The sequence below is a fragment of the Acinetobacter sp. TG2027 genome, assembly GCF_000302435.1.
In the GTDB taxonomy this organism is placed as follows: domain Bacteria; phylum Pseudomonadota; class Gammaproteobacteria; order Pseudomonadales; family Moraxellaceae; genus Acinetobacter; species Acinetobacter pittii.
Window position 1 is genome coordinate 129,899 of record NZ_AMJN01000005.1, and the last position, 23,828, is coordinate 153,726.

Genomic DNA, 23,828 nt, shown 5'->3' on the forward strand with positions numbered 1-23,828 from the left:
TCCTAATCTTATTTTTTCTTCACTTTAGCTCCATGCATGACGAGGTGGATGGATGCCATTGAGGTAGTAATTACCGACAATGTGATATTTCCAACGCACTGGATCATGCAAGGTATGAGTACGCGCATTACGCCAATGGCGGTCCAGATTAAGCTCAGACAAGGTTGACCGTGTTCCCGACAACTCAAAAAGCTTATTCGCTGCTAAAATCGCAACTTCTGTAGTGAGTACTTTTGCTTCAGCAACCAGTAATGTCGCTTGGTTTACATGCTCTTCTGTCGTGTCGGCAATCGCCTGATCGATCGCATCTCCTGCTAAATCTAATACCGCTTCTGCTGCACGCAGCTTAATTTTTAAATCACCAATATTTGCAATTGTGTAAGGGTCATCGCTGGCTTTTTCCAAATCTGAGTCGACCCATGCGCGGCTATAATTTTTGACATAGTGAATTGTTTCTTCAATTGCACCACGCGCAATACCAGCATCAACAGCAGCTTGAATAAATTGTGAAATTGCACCTGCTGGAGTAGGACGTTCGAAAGCCTGATAAATCGGAATTAGATATTCTTCACGTACTGGAACCTGATTAAGTTCAACGGTACCACTGGCTGTGGTTCTTTGTCCGAAACCAGACCAGTCATTAATAATATTCACCCCTGAAGTTTCCCGAGGAACTAATGCTGCGTAAGGCTGCCCCTGTTCATTTACAGCGACAATTGGAACCCAATGTGCCAGCAATGCACCTGTTGCAAAAAACTTCTTGCCATTAATTTCATAACCGTGCTCGGTCTTTCGTAATGTGGTAGTGAGGTCAGCCACCGTTTTGCTATGCTTTTCTGAAAAGGCATTGCCAAAACGAATCCCCCTCAACACTAAGTTAAAGAAAAACTGTTGTTGTTCTGGGCCTGCATCAAGGCGTAAATGTTCAATAAAAGCTAAATGGTTTTGGGGAAGCTGTGCAAGAGATGGATCAACACTCGCAATTGTTTTGATGACCTCAGCCAAGGTTCGATATTTAACTTGGACACCACCAAATTGCTTGGGAACCGTAATAGCCCATAAGCCACTTTGTGAGAACTGTTGAATTTCGTTTAAAGGTAAACGGCGCTCTCTGTCTCGCTCAGATGCTTCTTGTGCAAACTCTTGAGCAAGTTGTTTGGCAAGCTCAATTGCTTCTTCATCAGAACGAATAATATGCGCATCTTTTGACTGCTCAAACACAGATAAAGGAACCGCCTGAGACCGCCCATGAGCTGAACTTAAACTTGTCATAACTTTTGTTATCTCTATTTTTATTTAACTTGCCATTCACATTAGCACCAAAAAAACAGACACTTTATAGATATTAAAGCTTTGTTTATGAAATGGATTTTCACAAGCTTTTCATATTTTTTACTATAAAAATAACATTTTGTTTTTCGAAAATTTTCTTACATGAGATAAACAATTTCATATAGGCTTTTTAAGCTTTGTCACCTATGATCAAAACTAGGCAATATTATGTTGTAGTCAATGAGGTATCGAAGATATGGCAAAGAATGCAAGTTCACCCGGCAAACGATTTATGAAACTTGCAGGAATGACCGCGAGCATTGCAACGAAAACCGTTTCTAACTCGATTCGAAACTTGACCGCAGACGAAGAGCAAAAGCTGGCTTCAAAAACTAAGCTATTTCAGGATATTGGTTTGCAAATTGCCGACACCTTAGGCGAAATGAAAGGTGCCGTCATGAAGGTTGGCCAAATTGCATCACAATATAAAGATATCTTCCCACCCGAGGTCGCTAAAGCAATTTCTAAGTTACAACGCCAAGCTCCCCCTATGCCGTTTGCTTCTATTCAGCAACAAGTTGAACGTGAGCTTGGAAAACCGCTGAATATTGCCTTTAAATCTTTTGATCAAGAACCTTTTGCTGCTGCATCGATTGGGCAAGTTCACAAAGCTGTTCTGCCAAGTGGCGAACAAGTTGTGGTTAAAGTTCAATATCCCGGTGTTGATGAAGCCTGTGAAAGTGACTTAAAACAAGTACGTTTAGCCCTTCGCTTAATGGGTGTACTTAAAATTGATAAAAAGCTACAAGATCAGCTTTTTGCAGAGATTCAAGATAGTCTGTCAGCAGAGCTTAACTATGAAATCGAGGCTCAAAACCTTGAAGTTTTCAAAACATTTCATAGCCAATTAGATGACAAAATTATCATCCCGACTGTTTATAAAGATTACTCTTCAAGACGTATTTTAACCTTGAGTCTCGAACAAGGTGACAGCATTGAAACTGCCAGCGCTTGGCCTATCGAAATTCGAAATACCATTGGACGCCGCTTGATTCGTGCTTTAGGTCAGGAAATGTTCTTTTTAAAACGTTTCCACTGTGACCCTCATCCGGGTAACTTTGCTTTCCGCCAAGATGGCAGTGTCATTATTTATGACTATGGCAGTGTTAAAACGCTCTCAAATGAAATCGTGCAGCACTTTAAACGCTTAGTAAATGCAGCTCGCCATGAAAATATTGAGCTAATCGAAACAGAATTATTTGAACTACATTCACTTGCTGAAAAAGGCAAATTCCCGAGTGATCTATATAAACTCTGGATTGAAGTATTATTACGTCCGCTTACCACCACTTATAATTTTGCAGAGAACTCATCACATCATGATGGCATGTTACTTGTGAAAAAATCTTTGAAGTATTGGGATGTCTTTAAACCATCACCAGATACTTTAATGGTCAACAGAACCATTTCAGGACATTACTGGAACCTGATTCACTTAAAAGTTCATGACAATCTAAACGATCTATTTGAAGAGCTTGTTCCACCTTCTAACTAACTTAATTTACTGATCAGTGTAGCCTTTTATGGGTTACATTGACTTTTTAATTGTTATGTTATAACATTTCTTTAATCAAAAATAATTTAGGACAATCTCTCATGCGTAAAGATATTCATCCTGCTTATCAACAAGTGTTATTTCATGACACCAATGCAGACGTGTACTTCTTAATTGGTAGTACTCTTCAGTCTAAACAAACCAAAGAGTATCAAGGGAAAGTCTACCCTTATGTCACTCTTGATATTTCAAGTGCATCACACCCTTTCTACACAGGTGAAGTACGTCAAGCAAGTAACGAAGGCCGTGTAGCAAGCTTCAATAAACGTTTCGCTCGCTTTAATCGTAAGAGTTAATCTTGCGTTAAGATTTGACCAATACACTTAAATCATTGGAAGCCTAAGACTATCTCCTCCACTTAGGCTTCTTTTTTTATGTGTATTTTTCATCATTTATAAACTGTGTATAAAAGAAAATTTATCCACAAGTTGTCTAAAAACACTTCTGATTTTTTTCAATAACTCCTCAATTTTTATAATTGCCAAGCTTTCAAAGCATGTATTCAATGCTATGCTTAAGCCCCATTTGATAGGAAGTTTAAGATTATGGCACAAGAGTTACTTGCCCAATTACAAGCAGGCACAGCAAAATTTTCAGACGTTTTAGCTCATATTGAAGCACGTTACCAACATACTCCAACGGCTTTTCAAAATGGTGCACAGCATAACGCTGCTACTGAAAATCAAGGCAGTGCAAAAGTTTTCTCTTTTGCCAAGTTACAAGGTTTAGACCAAGCACAAACTTTAAGTTTATTTGCAGAACACTACGCATCTGTATTAGCTACCCCAGAAGGAACTGATCATCAAAATATTCGTCAGTTTATGCAAAATGGTTGGGATGGTGTGAAGTTTGAAGGTCAGGCTTTAACTGAAAAATAATAAGTGCTAGTAAGTAATGTCTTAAATTAGAAGATTGTCACAACAGAGTTTTTTTAGTGACGTTCTATATCTAGATTAGCCTTCGGCTCGACCTACTTTTCTTTTGGGAAAAGTAGGCAAAACCATTTTCATCAACAGAACCTGTTATCTGTTTGCACTTATCCCATATCTTGCAAAAACAATATATAGCTAATTTCAGTCAGGCTGTTGATGACTTTAACGCGTATCAAATCCCAAAATAAATCAGAATTTTTAATTCATCATTTACTATCGTGACAAGCGGCATGGATGCCGCAGTTTTGCTGTGCTACATGGATGTGGCATCAGCGAAACAAAAGATTTTTGCTTACTTTTGATCTTTCAAAAGTAAGGTAGGCCTACACAAATGGTATGAGAGAACATCGTAAAACGGAGGCCGTGCAATATATTTCGGTGCTTACACACCTGAATAATCAGTTACCCGCCAGCCAATGATAAGCCGCCAAACCCAAACACGTAAAAATTAACGATCCAATTAAATGGATGGAAATCCCCAACATCGCCATACCCAACTTACCACTTTGTAATAAAGTGACGATCTCTATCGAGAACGTTGAAAAGGTAGTTAAAGCACCACAAAAACCAGTAATCACAAGAAGCTTATAGTTCGGACTTAAATCACTTTGAGCAAAATAGGCAATTGCAAAACCAATAATAAAACCACCGACCAAATTAACAGTGACAGTACCGAGCGGAATTTGCGGGTAAATCGGGTTGAGTTTTAAACCTAAAAACCAACGCAACCATGCCCCTAGAACTGAGCCTAAAGCAATTGAAAGTAGAGAGTAATACATAGGACCACCCCTTTAGATAGACGCTAAAAGAGCAAAAAATAATGAAGGGAAATATGACACAGCGTACTCCAAAAATAAGCAGAGTACGTAATAACCTACGTACCCAGCGATATAAATACATGAGGGTAACGTAGGCATCATTAGCCAATACGGCGGTTTTTCAAGGGAGGAATGCCATCTCCCTGTTTTAAGTATATTAGATCATCTTGAATTTGATTTAAACATACTTTTTAAAATCATGGGCGTTCAGCAAATTGTGGTAAATCGTCACAAATACTTTCCCATTCTGCCTTAGAAGCAGCAAAAATATGCATTGTCGGCTTTTTGTCTAATAGTGTATCAAGGGTCCCAATTCTTAAACGATACAGTTCAGGCTGAGCATCACGCGAGCTAATAAGCGGTGAACCACATTCGCTACAAAACCAACGGTACACACCGTTCACAGCAAATTTTTTGACAAGGTTTTCACCTTGGGTAATTTTAAAATCTGTACTTTTAACAGGAGCATTTGTTGCAAATGCTGTTCCATTGGATTTTCGGCAGCGTTGACAATGACATTGAATAATATCCCCGATATCGCCTTTAATTTCATAGCGAATACCTTGGCACAAACAACTTCCTTGATAAACTGGTGATGCTTGAGACATGTTCTCGTAAATCCTATTATTATTGATCGCTCAAAAATAACACTTTTCACATATCAAAAATAGCACCAAATTATCCTGTTATTTTTCTAAAAAAAAATGCACACCTTCACCAGCCGCTCGCCCTGTAACAAAGCATGCTGTAAGTAAATATCCACCTGTAGGAGCATCCCAATCCAGCATTTCACCACAACAGAATACACCTGAAGTTTGTTTAAGCTCTAAGCTTTCAGTTAGTGCATTCTGCTTAACACCACCAGCACAGCTAATCGCTTCTTCAATGGGTCTAAACCCTTCTAGCTTAATTTGGAGCGCTTTGATCTGCTGAGCCATAGCCTCTGGTTGGTTCCATAGTGCTTTATCGACCACTTCTCTGATTAAGTTAATCTTGGCTGTGTCTAAGCCTGCTTTACGCCAGATATTGGTGAGCGATTGTTTTTTGCTAACTTGTAATTTTTTAACTAACTGTGACAACTCTACATCAGGCAATAAATCTAAAAATAAATTTAAGCTTTGCCCTTGTTTTTGCTGCTCTCGTAAAGCACGTCCGAGTTTATAAATAACACCACTTTCTAAACCATAGTGAGTAATCACAATATCGCCATGAGTAATCTGGCTAGGATCAACCCATGCATTGATACGTTTTAAAGGTTCACCAAAACAGCTTTCCATAAAAGCTGACCAAGTGTGAAGTACACCTGCATTACTTGGCTGGAAAGGTTCAATATTGGATTGATCCATCCATTGCTGCCATGCACCATCACTACCTAATTGTGACCAAGACACAGCACCACAAGCCAATATTACCGCATCGTATTGCTGGGTAAAAATTTCAAATTTTTGATTATTTTGATTTTCCAAAGTTACCGTTGTGCCTTGCAAATTAATACAACGATGACGATAAAAGAATTTAACTTGCTGTTCTGCTAAGCGTTTTAGCCAAGCACGTAACAGAGGGGCCGCTTTCATTTCGACAGGAAAAATGCGACCTGAGGTGCCAACGTAGGATTCTATTCCCAGATTTTTCATCCAGCTTTGAATCCAGACTGCATCCCATTTTTCAACCCATGGTTTAAGCCATTCTGCATGGTCATAGCGCTCAATAAACTGAACTAAAGGTTCGGCATGCGAGATATTTAACCCCGTTTTACCTGCCATGAGAAACTTACGCGCAGCTGAAGGCTTTTGCTCGTATACATCAATATCATAAGCATATTGGCTCAGTACCTCAGCTGCCATTAAACCAGCCGGACCTGCACCAATAATGGCAACCCGCTTATTCGCCATGCACTTGACCTTGTAATGGGGCAAACTCATCAAAACGTGTGCTGTAACCTTCAGGTTTAGTGATCACAAGCTGTTGGCAAAGTTCTCCACGTTCCAAATACTTAATTTCAAAATGAGTACGTGCAGATGTTTGAGCAATTTTTTCTTTTTGATAAGGCAGTTTCCAGACATTAATTAACTGTTGTTCTGCTTCTTCAATATATTCAGGGATATTACTTGCCAAAGTAATGGTTCCACCCGTGTGTAGGCGTGACAATAAGAACTCAAAAAATGGCATATTCAACCAGCGCTGTGCTGGATTATGGGGTTCTGGGTTTGGATAGAGAATAAAGAAATGTTCAACTTGAGCAGGATGTAGTGCATGTACCACCCAAGGCAAAGCATCTGCATGTACAGGAATTAAATTATCTCTTGGTTCCAGACCGTGCTGTTTTTGCATTGCCAAGAATTTTTCTCGGGTTCGTTCAATTGCATACAATGTGTGCTGCGGCTGTAGCCCGCTAAAAAGCAAAGCATGTTTACCCTTGCCCGCTCCAATTTCTACACAAATCGGCGTATTTTCAATTGGGGTAAAATCGCGAGGCGCTTGCATACGTTGTGCTTGAAATTGACGAATCTGCATAATCACATCAAACTAAATAAAAATCGGCATAAGTCTAACAAGTCACCTGACTTTTGCCTAATCTATTTCTCTTCACTTTGAGGATATCGCTTTATGCCACGTACATTCCCCTGCCCACGTTGTGGTGAACCAAGTGTTTGGGAAGGCAATGAATTTCGTCCATTTTGCTCTGAACGCTGTAAATTAATTGATTTAGGTGCGTGGGCAAATGATGAATATAGACTGCCTACCCAAGATGCGCCTCAGCATAACAAGGGTAGTCAAAATGAAGATGATTACGAAGATTAACCTGCTTTACCCGCGACAAACGGGTTAAATTGTTTTTCATAGCCAATGGTACTCATTGGACCATGTCCCGAAATAAACTGAGTATCATCTGGCAAACTAAAACACTCTCGTTTAATCGATTCAATCAACTGATCATGGTTTCCACGCGGAAAGTCTGTTCTGCCAATTGAGCCTTTAAACAAGACATCACCAGTCCAAAGCAAGCCATGATTTTTATTATAGAAAATAACATGCCCTGGTGTATGACCCGGCGCAAAACGTACCTCAAACTCATCTTCACCCAGTTTTAGCACTTCACCGCCTTCAAGCCATTGATCGACTTTAACAGGCTGTGGAATTGGAAAGCCATAACGTGCTGAAACTTCCTGAATCATATCTAGCCAAAACTGATCTTCTTTATGTGGCCCAATAACTGGAACGCTCCATTCTTTGGCAAGTTCACCCACCGCTCCAGCATGGTCTAAATGCCCATGAGTGAGCCAAAGAGCTTTCACCTTTAACCCTAAGGCTTCAACTTCTTTTTTCAAAACCGAAGCGTCACCACCCGCATCAATCAAAACTGCTTCTTTTGTTTCACTGTCCCAAACAAGAGAACAATTTTGGGCAAATGCAGTAACTGGAACAATTTTGACTTGCAGCATAAGAACCTCTGGCTAAAACGCAATTAACGGTGGGCTAAGGTATAGGTAAGGGCATCAAGATTAGCCTGAACTAACCCTGCAAGCAAATCAATATGGGCTTGATCGCTATTTAAAGCAGGAATATAAGCATAGCTACCACCACCCGCCTCTTGAAACAACTCAGCATTTTGTATAGCTAACTCTTCAAGTGTTTCCAAGCAGTCAGCAGAAAAAGCTGGGCTTAATACCTGTACTGACTTAATGCCTTGCTTCGCCCAATCTTGTAAAAGTTGGTCTGTATATGGTTTAACCCACTCTTGTTTCCCAAAACGTGACTGGAAGCTAATCGCCCATTCATCATCTTTTAAATGCAAAGCTTCAGCGACTAACTTTGCTGTGATGCGACAACGGTCTGCATAAGGATCGCCTTTGTCTGCATAAGGCTGTGGAATACCATGAAATGACATCAACAGTTTTTCAGGCTTACCATGTTGCTCTTGATAAGCTAAAACACTTTCTGCCAATGCCTGAATAAACATTGGATGCTGATAGTAGTCTTTAATAATTGTTAGACCCGGCAAGTTTCGCTGGGCTGGAATCCACTTGGCAAATGCATCGTATAGCGGTGCTGTAGAGGTGGCTGAATATTGAGGAAATAAAGGCAATAAAATGACATGCTCTTGCGGGTTAGTCGCCAGTTTTTCTAAAACTGCGTCAATACCTGGATTACCGTAGGTCATCGCCGGTACCACGGTTAAATCAAACTGATTATTTTCTCGCTGCAAATAAGCCTGGATACGTTGAGTTTGCTCAAACACAATTTCACGCATGGGCGAATCTTTTGACCATACCGAAGCATAGGCATGTGCTACCCTTTTTGGGCGAAAAGGTAAAACAAACAGATTTAAAATAATCCACCAAATGAATTTCGGTATTTCAATTACACGTGAATCAGATAAAAACTGCTTTAAAAAACGGCGTACCGCAGGCACAGTCGCCTCATCCGGTGTACCTAAATTCGCTAAAATGACAGTAACTTTCGGTTTTTGTTCAAACGACATGTGTAAATGCCTTTCAGTTCATCTTATGGCATTAATGTAACAGCTTTTATTGTCATATATAAATTGAATCGCTCTAAGCTTTTAATCGAGTACCCCGATGGCTCCATTTATAGCTAAGTAATAACTTTTGAGCTTTAGCTGTGACTTTCCATAAGCTATAGGATTGTTCAATCTGAGTTGGAACAATCCAGCCCTGTGACTGCATTTGCTTTTTGATCCTAAACAATGCCTTATGGTTAATCTGAGCGCAGGCAACAGCATGAGCGCGAGGTAACTCCTGACGAGCATCTTCTAGGCCAACCTGATTTAAATATTCATTTAAACATATCCCAAAATTCTCTTCTGGTGTCGCTGTTTCAAACTGCTTTGCTAATATACTTAACAGCTGGGACCAAGTCATTTGTCGTTGTCGTTTCAGCTCTTTAAAATTGCCATCCTGAAATGCTTGAATTTGATATTCAAATGCAAAAACATCTTGAGGAGCAACCTCATTTACTTGAGCTGATGACTCTGTTAATTGCTGTTCTAACTGTAAAATTTTATTTTTTAATAACTTAATTTCATCTTCTAAGTGATGAGCCTGATGAGCAGGAACCCAACCTTGTCCCATATGCTGTTCAACTATTAAAGGCATATTTAAACGGACAGCCAACTCTAGTTCACGTGGAGTTTTAAAGTAAAAAATATGATTCGCATCAAGTAATAACCTTTTTCTAAATGCGAGAAATTTATCTTTAAGCTGTGGATGTGTTTCTTGTAAATGCATATCACGACTTTCGGGCTGCTCATGCATGAATACAATAATAGGTTTAGCCTGACTTAACGCATATTCATATTCTAAAGATAAATAACTCACACCAGAAATCGACTGCTCTCCATACTGGCTACCTAAAAGTAGGATTACATAATCACATTCATCAATTTGTCGACGTGCAAGCGTAGTGGTTAGGGGTGTTCGTTGTTCTAATCCCCAAGCAAAGAAACCCATCCCTACCAAGGTTTGAGACAGAATCATCCGCTCTGGCTGCATATCGCGGCCGGATGTTGAAATAAAAATCTGATAGCGTGTATCGAGCATAACAATACCCTTTCGCCCCATGATCTGTCCGTGACTTAATATCAGCCAAGATCATGAACCGCCCCAAATAAAATAATAAATCTAAAAAACACTATTTTCTAAATGATGCTAAAAGATCAGTTCAGATTATGAAGTGTCCAAGTTAACTCTTGTGGAATCATATGTTGTAAAACAGGTTGCAGTGCCTCAGCATTATTACCGCTGACATAACATTCAATACGTGCAACATTCTGACCTATTTGGTCACATAATAACTCATTTTTTATTAAAATACGGGCTGTTTGTCGGGCAACTGCCAATCCAGAATCAACCAGTGTGAATTGATTATCAAAAAGATGATGAATTGCTTGATTTAAGAAAGGATAATGCGTGCAACCGAGCACTAAATAGTCGGCACCTTGTTCAGCGGCGGGCTGTAAAACTTCTTTTAATGCCTTTAAACATGCCTCACCCATTTGCTGACCTGCCTCTACACAGGGAACAAGTTCAAGGCTAGTTAAAGTCATCACCTTAACGCCAGCCGGAACAGCAAACTTCTCGACTACATCTTTAATAAGCTGGCCGCGAAAAGTAGCAGGCGTTGCCAAGACAGCAACCACTTTAGAACGAGTCTGTAATACAGCAGGTTTTAATGCTGGAACCAATCCTACAATTGGAAAGTGTTCTCCATAATGCTCACGCAAATGATCAAGGCTAAATGCGGAAGCCGTATTGCAGGCTACGACTGCAATTTTACAACCTTGACGATATAGCCAATCGACTGCTCGAGCCGTGAGTTCTCTGATTTCTTCATCCGAGCGAGGACCATACGGAACATAGGCTGTATCTGCATAATACACAATACGCTCATTGGGTAAATATTTAGCAATTTCTGCTGCAACTGACATCCCTCCAATTCCCGAATCAAAAATACCAATTGGGGCATCTGCTGATGCTTTAGGCATAGGTTCTAGCTCGGAAAATAAAGGTTGTATGGCGGTCATAGCTGTACTGAAGTGTCAGAAAATTTCACTCCCTAAAGCTTAAACCTCAAGTGCCTAATTGCAAGAGCAAATTACCACTTTTTAGCTCTAAAATGGTTTCACCTTTATCGTTTTCAATCAGTGTTCCATAGTTCACCAAATGATAGAAAGCCTGACGTTGAATCAGCGCATTAATCCCAAAACGGACATGCACATAAGGACGCAACTCTCCTGCATATTCACGCATAAAAATAGGATGCTCTGCATCAACCAAAATTACATCTTGGTTGGTGGTGGTCAGTTGTAAAAACTGATCACCTGAAATTTCGACCTGATCTGCCTGATTGACCAATAAAGGTTCATCTTCAACTTCGATTTCAATTTGTTCTACAGGGGTTTTCAGGTAGAATTTACCCTCTTCTTTCCATAGGACTTTGGTAAACAGATCTAATAGAGCTTGGCGCTTGATTAATTGACCTTCGTGCCACCATTCTCCATTGGATTTCACCGTCAAATCCATTTTGCCGCAATGCTTTGGATGCCACTGCTCTAAAGGTGGAATTGACCTTTTGTGACTTTGCTGTACACCTTTTAAGTATTGTGCAATGTTCATTAAGTTTTTATCATCAGATAACGGTATTTTTCCCATATCCGATGGTGAATTATTTTGATTTACCATAGTTTATGCCTTGCTGACGAAAAAATGTTACGACTCAGCCAATTGGCTAGATCATGGTTTAAAACTATACTAGCCCAAACGATAAAAGGCACAATAGCATATTTGCGCCTATGGATTAAAACACTCACGGCAGCACCGAATTATCTGAATATGACGGTTGCCACCTTTAAGTATTGAGGAGTCCTACATGGAACACATCGAACGTGAATCGATGGAGTTTGACGTTGTCATCGTAGGTGCAGGACCTGCAGGTCTATCTGCTGCGATTAAGATCCGTCAATTAGCGATTGAAAAAAACTTACCCGATCTTTCTGTTTGTGTAGTTGAAAAAGGCTCTGAAGTAGGTGCGCATATCTTGTCTGGTGCTGTGCTTGAGCCACGTGCCATCAATGAACTTTTCCCGAACTGGAAAGATGAAGGCGCGCCTCTTAATGTCCCTGTAACTGAAGACAAAACATTCTTCTTACTTTCAGACACCACTTCTAAAGAAGTACCTCACTGGATGGTTCCTAAAACCATGCATAACGATGGTAACTATGTGATCTCTTTAGGTAACGTAGTTCGCTGGTTAGGGCAAAAAGCTGAAGAGCTAGAAGTATCTATCTTCCCTGGCTTTGCTGCATCTGAAGTACTTTACCATGAAGACGGTACTGTAAAAGGTATTCAAACTGGTGACATGGGTATTGGTAAAGACGGCGAACCAACGCATAACTTTACTCCCGGTTATGAGCTTCACGCTAAATACACCCTCTTTGCTGAAGGTTGCCGTGGTCACCTAGGTAAACGCCTAATTGCGAAATACAACCTCGATAAAGATGCTGATCCTCAGCACTACGGTATCGGGATTAAAGAGCTTTGGGAAATTGACCCAGCAAAACATAAACCGGGCTTAGTCATGCACGGTGCAGGTTGGCCTTTAGCAGAAACAGCTTCTTCAGGTGGCTGGTGGTTATACCATGCTGAAAACAACCAAGTTACTTTGGGCATGATTGTGGACTTGTCTTATGAAAATCCACACATGTATCCATTTATGGAAATGCAGCGCTGGAAAACTCACCCACTAATTAAACAGTATTTAGAAGGTGGTAAACGTATTTCTTACGGCGCACGTGCGGTAGTGAAAGGCGGTTTCAACTCTCTTCCTAAATTAACTTTCCCGGGCGGTTGCTTGATTGGTGATGATGCAGGTTTCTTAAACTTTGCAAAAATCAAAGGCTCACACACTGCTATGAAATCAGGCATGTTATGTGGTGAAGCTGTATTTGAAGCGATTGCTGCGGGTGTAGAAAAAGGCGGTGATCTTGCGATTGCACGTGTTACTGAAGGCGAAGATTTATTCGTTAAAGAATTGACTTCATACACTGACAAATTTAACAACAGCTGGTTAAAAGAAGAGCTTTATAACTCTCGTAACTTTGGCCCAGCAATGCATAAATTTGGTCAATGGATGGGTGGTGCATTTAACTTTATCGACCAGAATGTCTTTAAAGTGCCATTCACTTTACATGACTTGAAGCAAGACTTTGCTGCATTGAAAACTGTTGATGCAACAAGCTTTAAGCCAAACTATCCAAAACCGGATGGCAAACTTACATTTGACCGTTTATCTTCAGTATTTATCTCAAACACTGTACATGAAGAAAACCAGCCAGCTCACTTGAAGCTTACTGATCCTTCAATTCCAGTGAATGTGAACTTACCAAAATGGGATGAGCCTGCACAGCGCTACTGCCCAGCTGGTGTTTACGAAATCATGGAAAATGATGATGGTTCTAAACGCTTCCAGATTAACGCAGCGAACTGTGTTCACTGTAAGACCTGTGATATTAAAGACCCATCTCAAAACATCACATGGGTAACGCCTGAAGGTGGTGGTGGTCCGAATTATCCTAATATGTAATACTTAGGTAACTTGCATAATCCTCTAAAATAATTGATTATTTTAGAGGATTTTTTATTATTGATAATTATGAAATATAAACTGGAAACAAAATATAAGTCTTTAAAACCATTTGAAATTGAGTTACCAAATTTTGTTATTTTGACTGGTATCAATGGTGTTGGAAAGACGCAAGTACTTCAAGCATTAATTCAAGGTCAATTAGCAAAAATTACAGTTGCTGATCAAATTATTCAATTTCATCAAATCAAATACATTGATAAATTACTTACACCTAATGATATTCATCCAATAGAGCGACATTCATTTGATGAAATAGAAGATTTCGAATTGCATCACCAATTATTTCCTGCATATTCACTATTGTTAAATTATTTATCAGAGTTTGGACAATTTCCTGAATCATATGAAATATATCAACAGTATAATAATGAAAGAGCTGGACATCAGCCAGTACTCCCTATTACTTTTGAAAAACTGAGAGAATTTATTAAAAATATCTCACCAGACAAAAGAAATGATTTTGATTTTTTTAAAAATAATTTTCCTAGAAATTATCGTCCTCAAGTAAATGAACTATTTACTCACAATTTCTCTCAAATATTTAGAACATACCAGAACTTAATTTTTAAGAATGAATTTAATCAATTTCGAAGTGAACGCAAAGGGAAAAGTATTGATTTTCTGCAAGAGGATGAGTTTATACAAGTGAATGGCAATCCTCCTTGGGAGATTATTAATAATATTATAAAAACAGCAACATTAGACTATATGTTTGAGGTCCCAAATGATTATGATCCAAACATCACATATCAACCTAAATTTATAAAGAAAAGCACCGGTGATAGTGTACAAATATCTGAACTATCATCGGGAGAAAAAATTCTGATATCTTTAGCATTCGCACTTTATAATAAGGATTATCTAAATCAAATACCAAATTTAATTTTACTTGATGAGACAGATGCTTCACTTCATCCATCTATGACTAAACAATACTTAAATATTCTAAAAAATGTTTTTGTAAAAGACTTAGGAATTAAAGTAATTATTACAACTCATTCTCCGAGTACAGTTGCATTAGCCGATGAACAAGATATTTTTGTTGTTGAAAATTCAGAACAACGAATAAGAAAATGCAGTAAAGACGAAGCGTTATCAGTTTTGACAGCAGGCGTTCCATCTTTAAGTATAAATTATGAGAATCGAAAACAAGTTTTCGTTGAGAGTCCTTTCGATGTCAAATATTACGATGCAATTTATAAAATTTTAAGTCCGCAGTTAAATAAAGAAATTTCACTGAATTTTATTTCTTCAGGGGATTCAAGAACAGATAGAAATGGTGAGCCTGTAGCTAATTGTTCTCAAGTAAAACATATTACTCAGACTATGCGTCGCCATGGCAATAAAAGCTGTTTCGGAATTATTGATTGGGATTTACACAATAAAGAAACTGAAGAAGGAATTATAGTTAACGCTTTAAATAACCAATACAGCATAGAAAACTGTTTACTAAATCCTTTATTTATTGGATTATTAATATTAATAACAAAAAATGGGCCGTACAATGAGGTTGAATATAATTTCCGTGATTTAGATTCATCTTGTTCAGATACACTAAACACTATTCATGATTGGATATTAACTAAAATCTCCTCCCAATTTACAACCGCAGACAATAACCTCACCTCAATTGAACTTAATAATGGTTTAATCATTAAAACGCCACAATGGTTTACACACCATCAGGGGCATGAACTAGAAACCAAAATCTTGCAAGTTATACCTGAATTACATTCATTGAAACGTGGAAAAGAAGAGGCTTTAAAATTAGAAATCATAAATAGAGTTTATGAAGATTGTCCAGAACTCATCCCAGTAAACTTCCGAGAAACATTTCAACGAATCCAAAACTCTTAAAAACGGAATCCCTGCTCCACGTAGGGATTTTTTATGCGTTCAATACAGTGATTACCCTTTCTTCACCAGATAATGAAATTCTTTATGACCATTTTCATCTAAGCGTTCTTCTTGCAAAAGCAATTCGTGACCCAAGTGCATACAAAATTTAGGAATATCCCACGAAGTCGAATTGTCTGTTGCGAAGACCTCAACCACGTCTCCAGATTTAGATTTACGAATGGCTTGATGCAACATCATGACAGGTTCCGGACAACGTAAACCACGTGTATTAAGTTGTACAGTAGGTGAAATAGGTTGTTCTGACATAACAAACTCGAACAAATAGAATTTTCACATTTTAGCATAAACCCATCACTGTCTAATGAACTGTAACTGGTGTTTACATAACAATATGTGTTTTGTCTTTTACTTTGTTTTATAGATGCATAAGGGCTTTTTCTTCGGTATGATCAGTGTATTCATTTGATACATTGAGTCTTTAGGAAAGATCATGCAAGAGGAACCGAGTCCGTCGTGGGGAATGCGAGGCTTACGAAAGTGGTTAGGTACAGCGCCAGAAACCCGAGATGAATTATTAAAACTAGTCCAAAATTCACGTCGTTTTTTAGAACCTGATACTGTTGCCATGCTTGAAGGTGTTCTTGACCTTCCTGCTACAAAAATTCGTGAAGTCATGACGCCACGAACAGCAATGATCAGTATGCAAGAAGATGATCAGTTACTTGATATTCTTCACGTATTGGTTGAGTCTGCTCACTCACGTTTTCCAGTTTTCTCAGCTGACCAACCTGATAATGTTGTTGGTATTTTACTGGCAAAAGATTTACTACCATTTTTGACTGAACCAAATACTAAATTAGATATTGGCTCGCTTATGCGCCAGCCATTATTTGTGCCTGAAAGCGCACGTTCAGATCAAGTTCTTCGTATGCTCAAACATACCCAGACCCATATCGCGATTGTGATTGATGAATATGGATCAACAGCGGGACTGGTCACGCTTGAAGATATTCTTGAAGAGATCGTTGGTGAAATTGAAGACGAACATGATACTGCGGATGAAGATGCACAGTACATTGTTCCAGATAACGACCATACGATAGCGAATGCATGGATGGTGCAGGCACTTACACCAATTGAACATTTCAACACTGTTTTAGATGCTGATTTTTCTGACGATGAAGTAGAAACTGTCGGCGGTTTATTGCTTCAAGAAATTGGTCTAGTTAGTGATTTACAAGGTCAGACTGTTGAGCTTGGAAATTGGTTATTTACGATTGTTGAAGCAGATGCCCGCACTATTCATCTGATTCGAGCTGTACGTCAATGAGAGCATACTTTGAAAAGCTGTTAGATTCTTCGCAACAACAAAAACAGCTTCCTTTAATTTTTCCATTGCTCATTGCTTTATTTTCAGGTGCCGTGTTCAGTTTTGCACTGGCACCTTATTATTGGTGGTGGCTGGCAATTTTGTCTCCTGCCCTACTCTATGCGACATTGCATAACCGCTCAGCCAAACAAGCATTTGCAATTGGCTGGAGTTATGGTTTTGGTTTATGGTTTGTAGGGGCTTTCTGGCTCTATACGTCGATCCATGTATATGGCGATACCAATGCTTTTCTAAGCGTATGTATGATTGCGGTTATGGCCCTTGTAATGGGCTTATTTACAGCATTTCAGACATGGATTTATCGACGCTTCTTTCCTGAAACACCGCTGACTTTCGCCCCTCTCTGGATTATTTTTGAGTGGGCTAAAACTTGGGTATTTACCGGTTTCCCTTGGCTGTTTGTAGGTTATGCTTTTACTGAACGTTTACTCGATGGTTATGCACCGCTATTTGGTATTTATGCAATTTCCTTTGTCGTTATTGTATTAGCGTGCGCTTTAGTTGAAGTTCTACGTAAGCGTATTTTCTGGGTTATTCCTTCTGCCCTATTAGTTTTAGGTGCATGGGGAGCATCATATATTCAGTTTGTACAACCTAAAGCGGCTAAACCGCTTAGTGTTTCGCTTATTCAAGGTAACATTCCACAAGATTTAAAATGGCTAACCGAATATCAAGTTAGAACATTAGAAATTTATGCAGGTTTAACTCAATCTGAATGGGGCCGTGACCTCATTGTATGGCCTGAGTCTTCAATTCCACTCTTCCAAACCGATATTGAACCGTTTTTGGATGCCATGGATGCACAAGCGAAAAAGAACCATACTGCTTGGGTAACCGGTATTCCTTATTGGGATGTTGCAAAATCACATCAAGTCGGCAGTCCTCTGTATTACAACAGTATTATGGCGTCTGGCAGCGATTCAAGCGGCCTTTATAAAAAGCAGCGTCTTGTGCCGTTTGGTGAATATATTCCGCTTTCAGGTTTACTCTCTTGGGTGTTACCAGCCATGCAAAATGATATCAGCATGAGCGGTTTTACACGTGGTGAGAGTGACCAGAAGCCCCTCTTAATTAAAGGGCATGCACTTGCTGCTGCAATTTGTTATGAAGTGGCTTACCCCAACCTGACAAGACGTAATGCAGAAGATAGCGACTTCTTGGTGACTGTATCGAATGATGCTTGGTTTACGGGTACTGCTGGGCCTTGGCAACATTTACAAATGGTGCAGATGCGGGCGAAAGAAAATGGCCGCTGGTTTATTCGTGCAACCAACACAGGTGTAACAGCGTTTATTGATCAAAATGGTCATATCACTGAACAAGCACCAATCGATAAAGAGTTTGTCTTGAGAGGTGATTTACCAGCCATGCAAGGCCAAACTCTTTATAACCGTTTAGGTGATTATCCAATTTTAGGATTCGCGGTCTTACTGCTGATTTTAGGTTGGGTTTATCGTCCGCGTAAAGTTGACGTTTCTTTTAAATCTCGTCGCTAATTTACAATAACTTTGTACCCAGAGGCACTTCAAACTCTGGGATACAAAGTGCAACATCACCATCTGCATTATGAAATCCTGTCACCAAACATTCTGACTGAATAGGCCCTATTTGTTTTTTAGGGAAATTCACTACAGCAACGACTAATTTACCCAACAAATCTTGTGGCTGATAGAGCTTGGTAATTTGTGCACTTGATTTACGCACTCCCAACTCTTCACCAAAATCTACATGCAAAATATAAGCAGGTTTACGTGCCTTTTCAAAAACCTCGGCTTGAATAATTTTACCAACGCGAAGCTCTACTTTTAAAAAATCATTCCAATCGATTTGTTCCATTTCATATTTCTCATGTTCTTAAATTGCTGATTTGAAGCATATAATATGTACAAATGAAGAAACATCCTGTTTTAAGTCCAGTTAAAAAATAAAACGTAGATGTTTAGTCTACGTTTTATCTAAAATTTGGTTTTAAAATATTATTAAAAAGTGATCGATAATTGCAAAGATAAATAAGCAACTAAACTCGATAAAAAAACCATGGGTACATAACGGTAAGCTTTAAAAAGAAATTGCTCATATTGAGTAGAGATTTGTTTAGCTTGCCAGACGCTCGCTTTTAATGCAGTAAAGAAGCTCACCATTAACCATGCGCTCACAATACTTAATGCGAAGAAACCAATCATGATTTGGCTACTTCCCTCTGTACTCAGCCATAACTTTAATGAAACCTCAGCAATCGGCAATAAACCCAAAATCAATAGGACAGACTTGAGCATTACCCAATGAAACTGAGTCAGTTCATCTAATATGAGAAATGCTTTCATTTAATCTCTCCTTTTAATTGAATAAAGTGCTTTTTATTTATTATGCAAAGCTTTTATTTAAATATATAGCTTATTTTTCTCTACATTTTAACTTTCTTGTAACTATTAAATATGGGAATAATTCTTATTATAAATCTCAAATATTGATATTAACTTTAATTTATATTTTTCAGTTAGTTATTATATTTTTCTGATTGAGAGAGATTATCAATTCGTATTTATCATTTTAACTGTTTAACTGAATTGATAATCTCCATTACATTTTAATTAAGGTTGATAATAAATATCTGCATCATTACCTTCACCGCCTTCTTTGCCATCTGCTCCAAATGAGTACAAGTCAAAAGCTCGACCATCTGCCCCAGGAATGACATATTGAATATCATTTTTCCAGCTGTCTTTAGGATAACCACCTTTTACATAGCCACCTGGCATCCAGTTTTTCGCTGTAGCAGGCTGATTAACCAAAGCATCTAGCCCACCTTCTTGCATGGTTGGGAAATGGCCATTATCAAGCTTGTACTGATCTAAAGCACCCGCTACCCCCTTTAATGCAATTTGAGTCGTATCAATTTTAGCTTTTTCACTACGCCCCATGACATTTGGTACGATTAAAGCTGCTAACACGCCTAAAATTACAATCACGACCATGACCTCAATGAGCGTAAAGCCTGAGGCACGCTTCATTCGAGCACCGCTCGAACGTGCCGCAAGTCCGAAAGCTACGCTTGAGTTTTTTTGAGCATCCTTAACGTGCTCTTTTTGTTTCATGACCATCTTCATCATTATCTCTAATATCAAAGTTATTAAATCATATTGTTCATATTTACGATTGGCAGCATAACCGCGATTACAATAACCAGTACAATGCTTGCCATTAAAACCAGCATAAGCGGTTCAAGTAATGCCAGTAAGGTTGAAATAAATGTCGTCACCTCACGGTCTTGCATGGTCGATGCTCGTTCTAACATTCTGTCAAGCTCGCCTGATGCCTCTCCACTTCGAATCATTTGTACCATCATTGGTGGGAAATAACCACTGCGCTCCAGTTGCGTACCTAGGTTACCACCTTCGGTAACACGCTCAGCCGCGTGGGCAATTGAATCTCGGATGACCCAATTGTTAGTCACTGCTGCACCAATTTTTAAGGCATCAACCAAAGGGACACCTGAACGGGTCAAAATAGATAAGGTACTAGCAAAGCGTGCAGCATTAATACCACGTGATAGTTTACCGAATAATGGCAATTTGAGTGTTAATCGATCAAAAGCATAATGTCCAGCAGTGGTTTTTAAAAACCTTACGAATGCAATAACACCCACCACTGCAAAAAGAATAATGAACACCCACGCGTGGCGAATAAAATCACTGGCTTTCATTAAAGCGACTGTAATCCACGGTAAAGCATCTTTATTTTGATCAAAAGTTTTTACAATCTCTGGCACAACATAAGTCATTAAACCCATCACAATACCAAAAGACATCAGCATTAAAATGATTGGATAAATCATGGCGCCCTGAACTTTCTTTTGCATGGCAAAGCGGTTTTCAGTGTAATCCGAAAGCTGATCTAAAATGAGATCTAAATGTCCCGAGCGCTCGCCAGCAGCCACCGTTGCAATATAAAGGTCAGGGAAACGTCCAGACTGCTGCATACCTTGTGCAAGTGAATGCCCTTCTAAGACTCGAGAACGAACAGATAATAAAAGATTTTGTACATGTGTTTTTTCACTTTGCCTACTCACGGCGCGCAAAGCTTCTTCAAGTGGAATAGCAGCGGCAACCAAGACCGAAAGTTGTCTGGTCATGAGTGCCAAATCGTAAGCACTGAACTTTTTTTGGAATAACCCCTGACTCTGATGTTTATCTTTTTGTTCAACAGGATCGACACTAATGGGAGTCCATGCTTTATCGCGTAATTGTTGGCGAATCTGGCGCGCTGAGTCTCCCTCAAGCACCCCTTTTTGCTGCTTCCCTGAAGCATCAATGGCAGTAAATTGATATGCAGGCATGGTAATGTTCTAATTTTCCAAAAATAATAGTCGCTGCTGTTGCATCTATGCTACGCAATCATTCATATTCGTTCTATAGCCTGTGTAGAATACCCAAGTCCTCTTCACGACGCTATGCCGTTTTTTAAAATTGACGAAATGAGCCTCTATGACCATAACGCCAAAGCCTGATTCAGTTGTTTATCGTGTGCGTGTAGCCGTACCTGTACATCTGTACGACACTTTTGACTATACACTCACCCAAGCACAATATGAACGGGCTCATGTAGGCTCACGCGTCGCTATTTCATTTGGGCGCCAAAACCTGATTGGCATCATTACTGAAAAAGTTGACCCAAGTGAATCATTTACAGGCACCTTTCAGCTTAAAGCCATTTCTGACCTTTTAGATGAAGAACCAATTTTAGATGAACAAGTTTTAAGTTTATTGACATGGTCCGCGCAATATTACCAATTTCCAATTGGTGAGGTCATGCAAACTGCCCTACCCGCGTTATTGCGTCAGGGCAAACCGATGGATGTTTTGTTCCATCTTTGGAAAATCACACCATGTGATAATGTTGAAGCACTTCTTAAACGCTCTGTTAAGCAACAAGACGCGTATCAAATTTTAAAATTACACCCTGCCGGAACTACAGAGAATATTCTTAATTTAAGTGGTGTAGAAACGGCTACGCTTAAAGCACTTCAAAAGAAAGGACTGGTTGACTGTACGCTTGAACCGCACGACTTTAGCCCATCGCCTGTTAAATTGGCACAAATGCCGCTCACGCTAAATGAAGACCAAAAGAAAGCAACCCAGCACGTCGTAAACGCACAGCATCAATACCAAGCCTTTTTATTAGATGGTTTAACAGGAAGTGGTAAAACTGAAGTTTATCTGCACATCATGCACGAAGTGCTAAAGCAAGGTAAGCAAGTACTGGTGTTAGTCCCTGAAATTGGTCTAACCCCTCAAACGATTTCTCGTTTTAAATCACGTTTTAACTGTGATATTGCTCTATTACACTCGGGCTTAAATGACTCCAAACGCTTGCAGGCATGGCAACAGGCTCAGACGGGCAAAGCATCTATTATTTTAGGAACCCGCTCAGCCATCTATACGCCACTGCCACGTTTGGGCTTAATCATTTTAGATGAAGAACATGACCTCTCTTATAAACAGCAAGAAGGCTTCCGCTACCATGCGCGTGATGTCGCACTGTACCGCGGTCACTTGCAAAGCTGCCCTGTTATTTTAGGTTCAGCAACACCAAGTATTGATAGTTATTATTTGGTCGAAACTGGCAAATTAACTGCGCTGCAACTCAACAAACGTGCTGGACATGCACTTTTGCCTAAAATGCATTTGATTGACCTTAAAATTGTCAAAAAACAGCATGGAATCAGCCAGCCCCTTATTGAACAAATCAAACATACATTAGCTAGAAAAGAACAGGTTTTAATCTTTTTAAACCGTCGTGGCTATGCACCTGTACTGGTTTGTGAAAGCTGTGGGTGGCAAGCAAATTGTCCGCATTGTGATGCGCATTTTACGTTGCACACTCAGCCTTATTCTTATTTACACTGCCACCACTGCGGTACTGTTCATCGCTTGCCCGATCACTGCCCTGAATGCCAGCAAAAAAGCCTAAAAACCTTAGGTGCTGGAACGGCTAAGGTTGAAGAGCACTTACAAGAATTATTTCCAGACTATGATGTGATTCGGGTTGATCGTGACAGCACCAGTCGTGTCGGTAGCTGGCAAAAAATCTATGATCGTATTCATCAAAACAAACCAACAATTTTGCTGGGCACTCAAATGTTGGCTAAAGGCCATCATTTCCCACACGTAACTTTGGTTGCTATTTTAGATATTGATGCTGGGTTACTTAGTGTCGATATTCGTGCGCCAGAACGTACTGCGCAGTTAATTGTACAAGTCGCTGGTCGTGCAGGTCGTGGTGAACACAAAGGCCATGTTTATTTACAGACCTTAAGACCAGATCACCCTTTACTCACCACACTCATCGAAAAAGATTATCGGGCGGTTGCCAAACAAACTCTTGCGGAACGTAAAGTCGCATTGCTGCCGCCTTACCGTTATGCAGTACTGATACGTGCAGAGTCCAAAGATCGCGACTACACCTTACATTTCTTAAATGAAGCGGCGGAACAATTACGCCAAATTGCAGGTGACATTGTTGATATTTGGGGACCGATTCCAGCCCCTATGGAGCGTAAAGCAGGACGCTACCGCGCCCACATGGTAATTTTATCTACTGAACGTGCTCGTCTACATTTTTACTTAAGGCAATGGTGGTCACAATTGGTTCATGCACCACGGCAGCATCAACTTCGGCTATCAATTGATGTTGATCCGCAAGAATTTAATTAGATGATTTGAATATCATGGTGTGAAGAAGCCTTTTTGGCTTTACACTTAAAAGAGACTAATACA

At 39.5% G+C, this 23,828-nt stretch carries 24 protein-coding genes, 1 pseudogene and 1 riboswitch; of the genes and pseudogenes, 9 read left to right on the forward strand and 16 right to left on the reverse strand.

The window, feature by feature from the left end; genetic code table 11:
• Window positions 1-24: 24 nt before the first annotated feature.
• Window positions 25-1,272 (reverse strand): SfnB family sulfur acquisition oxidoreductase, encoded by a 1,248-nt coding sequence (locus B806_RS0102475; protein WP_017385673.1) that lies wholly within the window; start codon window positions 1,270-1,272, stop codon window positions 25-27.
• A gap of 256 nt (window positions 1,273-1,528) precedes the next feature.
• Here B806_RS0102475 and B806_RS0102480 point away from each other — a divergent pair, with 256 nt between their 5' ends.
• The 3 genes from B806_RS0102480 (at window position 1,529) to B806_RS0102490 (ending at window position 3,765) form a co-directional block, all read left to right on the forward strand.
• Window positions 1,529-2,827, forward strand: a complete 1,299-nt coding sequence (locus B806_RS0102480) for an AarF/ABC1/UbiB kinase family protein (protein ID WP_017385672.1) — start codon at window positions 1,529-1,531, stop codon at window positions 2,825-2,827.
• A 101-nt stretch (window positions 2,828-2,928) separates the two neighbouring features.
• Complete coding sequence (locus tag B806_RS0102485) at window positions 2,929-3,183, forward strand: type B 50S ribosomal protein L31 (protein WP_002114896.1); 255 nt, start codon at window positions 2,929-2,931, stop codon at window positions 3,181-3,183.
• A gap of 249 nt (window positions 3,184-3,432) precedes the next feature.
• Window positions 3,433-3,765, forward strand: a complete 333-nt coding sequence (locus B806_RS0102490) for a HopJ type III effector protein (RefSeq protein WP_002114866.1) — start codon at window positions 3,433-3,435, stop codon at window positions 3,763-3,765.
• Window positions 3,766-3,923: 158 nt separating this feature from the next.
• Here the strand turns inward: B806_RS0102490 and B806_RS19110 are convergent.
• The 5 genes and pseudogenes from B806_RS19110 to B806_RS0102510 all read right to left on the reverse strand — a co-directional run bounded on the left by B806_RS19110 (window position 3,924) and on the right by B806_RS0102510 (window position 7,157).
• Window positions 3,924-4,051, reverse strand: a pseudogene (locus B806_RS19110) (hypothetical protein).
• A 166-nt stretch (window positions 4,052-4,217) separates the two neighbouring features.
• Complete coding sequence (gene crcB, locus B806_RS0102495) at window positions 4,218-4,598, reverse strand: fluoride efflux transporter CrcB (protein ID WP_017385671.1); 381 nt, start codon at window positions 4,596-4,598, stop codon at window positions 4,218-4,220.
• A 124-nt stretch (window positions 4,599-4,722) separates the two neighbouring features.
• Window positions 4,723-4,789, reverse strand: a riboswitch (Fluoride riboswitch).
• Between the two features lie 45 nt (window positions 4,790-4,834).
• Window positions 4,835-5,245: a GFA family protein gene (locus tag B806_RS0102500; RefSeq protein WP_017385670.1), complete on the reverse strand. Its 411-nt coding sequence runs from the start codon at window positions 5,243-5,245 to the stop codon at window positions 4,835-4,837.
• A 78-nt stretch (window positions 5,246-5,323) separates the two neighbouring features.
• Window positions 5,324-6,529: a TIGR03862 family flavoprotein gene (locus tag B806_RS0102505; protein WP_017385669.1), complete on the reverse strand. Its 1,206-nt coding sequence runs from the start codon at window positions 6,527-6,529 to the stop codon at window positions 5,324-5,326.
• Window positions 6,519-7,157: an SAM-dependent methyltransferase gene (locus B806_RS0102510; RefSeq protein ID WP_079380909.1), complete on the reverse strand. Its 639-nt coding sequence runs from the start codon at window positions 7,155-7,157 to the stop codon at window positions 6,519-6,521. Before B806_RS0102510 ends, B806_RS0102505 begins: the two co-directional genes overlap by 11 nt.
• Window positions 7,158-7,244: 87 nt before the next feature.
• Between B806_RS0102510 and B806_RS0102515 the strand changes: the two genes are divergently transcribed.
• Window positions 7,245-7,439 (forward strand): DNA gyrase inhibitor YacG, encoded by a 195-nt coding sequence (locus B806_RS0102515; RefSeq protein ID WP_002114956.1) that lies wholly within the window; start codon window positions 7,245-7,247, stop codon window positions 7,437-7,439.
• Here B806_RS0102515 and B806_RS0102520 read toward each other — a convergent pair.
• From B806_RS0102520 to B806_RS0102540, 5 genes are all read right to left on the reverse strand, one after another.
• Window positions 7,436-8,080, reverse strand: a complete 645-nt coding sequence (locus tag B806_RS0102520; protein WP_017385667.1) for an MBL fold metallo-hydrolase — start codon at window positions 8,078-8,080, stop codon at window positions 7,436-7,438. The two genes, B806_RS0102515 and B806_RS0102520, sit on opposite strands and share 4 nt — an antisense overlap.
• A gap of 23 nt (window positions 8,081-8,103) precedes the next feature.
• Window positions 8,104-9,120: a ferrochelatase gene (hemH, locus tag B806_RS0102525; RefSeq protein WP_017385666.1), complete on the reverse strand. Its 1,017-nt coding sequence runs from the start codon at window positions 9,118-9,120 to the stop codon at window positions 8,104-8,106.
• Window positions 9,121-9,193: 73 nt separating this feature from the next.
• On the reverse strand, window positions 9,194-10,198 hold the full coding sequence (locus B806_RS0102530) for a DUF4062 domain-containing protein (RefSeq protein WP_017385665.1): 1,005 nt from the start codon (window positions 10,196-10,198) through the stop codon (window positions 9,194-9,196).
• Between the two features lie 116 nt (window positions 10,199-10,314).
• The gene (murI, locus tag B806_RS0102535; protein WP_005804179.1) at window positions 10,315-11,181 is read right to left on the reverse strand and encodes a glutamate racemase; all 867 of its coding nucleotides are present in this window, start codon (window positions 11,179-11,181) and stop codon (window positions 10,315-10,317) included.
• A 46-nt stretch (window positions 11,182-11,227) separates the two neighbouring features.
• Window positions 11,228-11,839, reverse strand: a complete 612-nt coding sequence (locus tag B806_RS0102540; protein ID WP_017402571.1) for a DUF1285 domain-containing protein — start codon at window positions 11,837-11,839, stop codon at window positions 11,228-11,230.
• 187 nt (window positions 11,840-12,026) lie between these two features.
• Here B806_RS0102540 and B806_RS0102545 point away from each other — a divergent pair, with 187 nt between their 5' ends.
• On the forward strand, window positions 12,027-13,739 hold the full coding sequence (locus tag B806_RS0102545; RefSeq protein WP_005804177.1) for an electron transfer flavoprotein-ubiquinone oxidoreductase: 1,713 nt from the start codon (window positions 12,027-12,029) through the stop codon (window positions 13,737-13,739).
• Between the two features lie 69 nt (window positions 13,740-13,808).
• The gene (locus B806_RS0102550) at window positions 13,809-15,659 is read left to right on the forward strand and encodes an AAA family ATPase (protein WP_017402572.1); all 1,851 of its coding nucleotides are present in this window, start codon (window positions 13,809-13,811) and stop codon (window positions 15,657-15,659) included.
• A gap of 51 nt (window positions 15,660-15,710) precedes the next feature.
• Here B806_RS0102550 and tusA read toward each other — a convergent pair whose 3' ends face one another.
• Entirely contained in the window at window positions 15,711-15,968 is a 258-nt protein-coding gene (gene tusA / locus B806_RS0102555; protein ID WP_002053527.1) for a sulfurtransferase TusA, read from the reverse strand.
• A gap of 184 nt (window positions 15,969-16,152) precedes the next feature.
• Here tusA and B806_RS0102560 point away from each other — a divergent pair, with 184 nt between their 5' ends.
• On the forward strand, window positions 16,153-16,992 hold the full coding sequence (locus B806_RS0102560) for a CBS domain-containing protein (protein WP_001154809.1): 840 nt from the start codon (window positions 16,153-16,155) through the stop codon (window positions 16,990-16,992).
• A complete protein-coding gene (gene lnt / locus B806_RS0102565) occupies window positions 16,989-18,548 on the forward strand; it encodes an apolipoprotein N-acyltransferase (protein ID WP_017402573.1) in 1,560 nt (519 codons plus the stop codon). The genes B806_RS0102560 and lnt overlap by 4 nt, the downstream gene beginning before the upstream one ends.
• A gap of 1 nt (window position 18,549) precedes the next feature.
• Here lnt and B806_RS0102570 read toward each other — a convergent pair whose 3' ends face one another.
• From B806_RS0102570 to gspF, 4 genes are all read right to left on the reverse strand, one after another.
• On the reverse strand, window positions 18,550-18,888 hold the full coding sequence (locus B806_RS0102570; protein WP_017402574.1) for a tRNA-binding protein: 339 nt from the start codon (window positions 18,886-18,888) through the stop codon (window positions 18,550-18,552).
• Between the two features lie 143 nt (window positions 18,889-19,031).
• The gene (locus B806_RS0102575) at window positions 19,032-19,376 is read right to left on the reverse strand and encodes a hypothetical protein (protein ID WP_017398750.1); all 345 of its coding nucleotides are present in this window, start codon (window positions 19,374-19,376) and stop codon (window positions 19,032-19,034) included.
• Window positions 19,377-19,643: 267 nt separating this feature from the next.
• On the reverse strand, window positions 19,644-20,159 hold the full coding sequence (gspG, locus tag B806_RS0102580) for a type II secretion system major pseudopilin GspG (RefSeq protein WP_017402575.1): 516 nt from the start codon (window positions 20,157-20,159) through the stop codon (window positions 19,644-19,646).
• 23 nt (window positions 20,160-20,182) lie between these two features.
• On the reverse strand, window positions 20,183-21,388 hold the full coding sequence (gene gspF, locus B806_RS0102585) for a type II secretion system inner membrane protein GspF (RefSeq protein WP_005065941.1): 1,206 nt from the start codon (window positions 21,386-21,388) through the stop codon (window positions 20,183-20,185).
• A gap of 148 nt (window positions 21,389-21,536) precedes the next feature.
• On the opposite strand from gspF, the gene B806_RS0102590 reads away from it, so the two are divergent.
• Entirely contained in the window at window positions 21,537-23,765 is a 2,229-nt protein-coding gene (locus B806_RS0102590) for a primosomal protein N' (protein WP_017402576.1), read from the forward strand.
• The last annotated feature ends 63 nt before the right edge of the window (window positions 23,766-23,828 follow it).

What these genes read in the sequence shown, in the direction of transcription:
- B806_RS0102475 (WP_017385673.1), bottom strand. Translation starts at nt 1,272, where the DNA reads ATGACAAGTTTAAGTTCAGCTCATGGGCGGTCTCAGGCGGTTCCTTTA.
- B806_RS0102480 (WP_017385672.1), top strand. Translation starts at nt 1,529, where the DNA reads ATGGCAAAGAATGCAAGTTCACCCGGCAAACGATTTATGAAACTTGCA.
- B806_RS0102485 (WP_002114896.1), top strand. Translation starts at nt 2,929, where the DNA reads ATGCGTAAAGATATTCATCCTGCTTATCAACAAGTGTTATTTCATGAC.
- B806_RS0102490 (WP_002114866.1), top strand. Translation starts at nt 3,433, where the DNA reads ATGGCACAAGAGTTACTTGCCCAATTACAAGCAGGCACAGCAAAATTT.
- crcB (WP_017385671.1), bottom strand. Translation starts at nt 4,598, where the DNA reads ATGTATTACTCTCTACTTTCAATTGCTTTAGGCTCAGTTCTAGGGGCA.
- B806_RS0102500 (WP_017385670.1), bottom strand. Translation starts at nt 5,245, where the DNA reads ATGTCTCAAGCATCACCAGTTTATCAAGGAAGTTGTTTGTGCCAAGGT.
- B806_RS0102505 (WP_017385669.1), bottom strand. Translation starts at nt 6,529, where the DNA reads ATGGCGAATAAGCGGGTTGCCATTATTGGTGCAGGTCCGGCTGGTTTA.
- B806_RS0102515 (WP_002114956.1), top strand. Translation starts at nt 7,245, where the DNA reads ATGCCACGTACATTCCCCTGCCCACGTTGTGGTGAACCAAGTGTTTGG.
- B806_RS0102520 (WP_017385667.1), bottom strand. Translation starts at nt 8,080, where the DNA reads ATGCTGCAAGTCAAAATTGTTCCAGTTACTGCATTTGCCCAAAATTGT.
- hemH (WP_017385666.1), bottom strand. Translation starts at nt 9,120, where the DNA reads ATGTCGTTTGAACAAAAACCGAAAGTTACTGTCATTTTAGCGAATTTA.
- B806_RS0102530 (WP_017385665.1), bottom strand. Translation starts at nt 10,198, where the DNA reads ATGCTCGATACACGCTATCAGATTTTTATTTCAACATCCGGCCGCGAT.
- murI (WP_005804179.1), bottom strand. Translation starts at nt 11,181, where the DNA reads ATGACCGCCATACAACCTTTATTTTCCGAGCTAGAACCTATGCCTAAA.
- B806_RS0102540 (WP_017402571.1), bottom strand. Translation starts at nt 11,839, where the DNA reads ATGGTAAATCAAAATAATTCACCATCGGATATGGGAAAAATACCGTTA.
- B806_RS0102545 (WP_005804177.1), top strand. Translation starts at nt 12,027, where the DNA reads ATGGAACACATCGAACGTGAATCGATGGAGTTTGACGTTGTCATCGTA.
- B806_RS0102550 (WP_017402572.1), top strand. Translation starts at nt 13,809, where the DNA reads ATGAAATATAAACTGGAAACAAAATATAAGTCTTTAAAACCATTTGAA.
- tusA (WP_002053527.1), bottom strand. Translation starts at nt 15,968, where the DNA reads ATGTCAGAACAACCTATTTCACCTACTGTACAACTTAATACACGTGGT.
- B806_RS0102560 (WP_001154809.1), top strand. Translation starts at nt 16,153, where the DNA reads ATGCAAGAGGAACCGAGTCCGTCGTGGGGAATGCGAGGCTTACGAAAG.
- lnt (WP_017402573.1), top strand. Translation starts at nt 16,989, where the DNA reads ATGAGAGCATACTTTGAAAAGCTGTTAGATTCTTCGCAACAACAAAAA.
- B806_RS0102570 (WP_017402574.1), bottom strand. Translation starts at nt 18,888, where the DNA reads ATGGAACAAATCGATTGGAATGATTTTTTAAAAGTAGAGCTTCGCGTT.
- B806_RS0102575 (WP_017398750.1), bottom strand. Translation starts at nt 19,376, where the DNA reads ATGAAAGCATTTCTCATATTAGATGAACTGACTCAGTTTCATTGGGTA.
- gspG (WP_017402575.1), bottom strand. Translation starts at nt 20,159, where the DNA reads ATGAAGATGGTCATGAAACAAAAAGAGCACGTTAAGGATGCTCAAAAA.
- gspF (WP_005065941.1), bottom strand. Translation starts at nt 21,388, where the DNA reads ATGCCTGCATATCAATTTACTGCCATTGATGCTTCAGGGAAGCAGCAA.
- B806_RS0102590 (WP_017402576.1), top strand. Translation starts at nt 21,537, where the DNA reads ATGACCATAACGCCAAAGCCTGATTCAGTTGTTTATCGTGTGCGTGTA.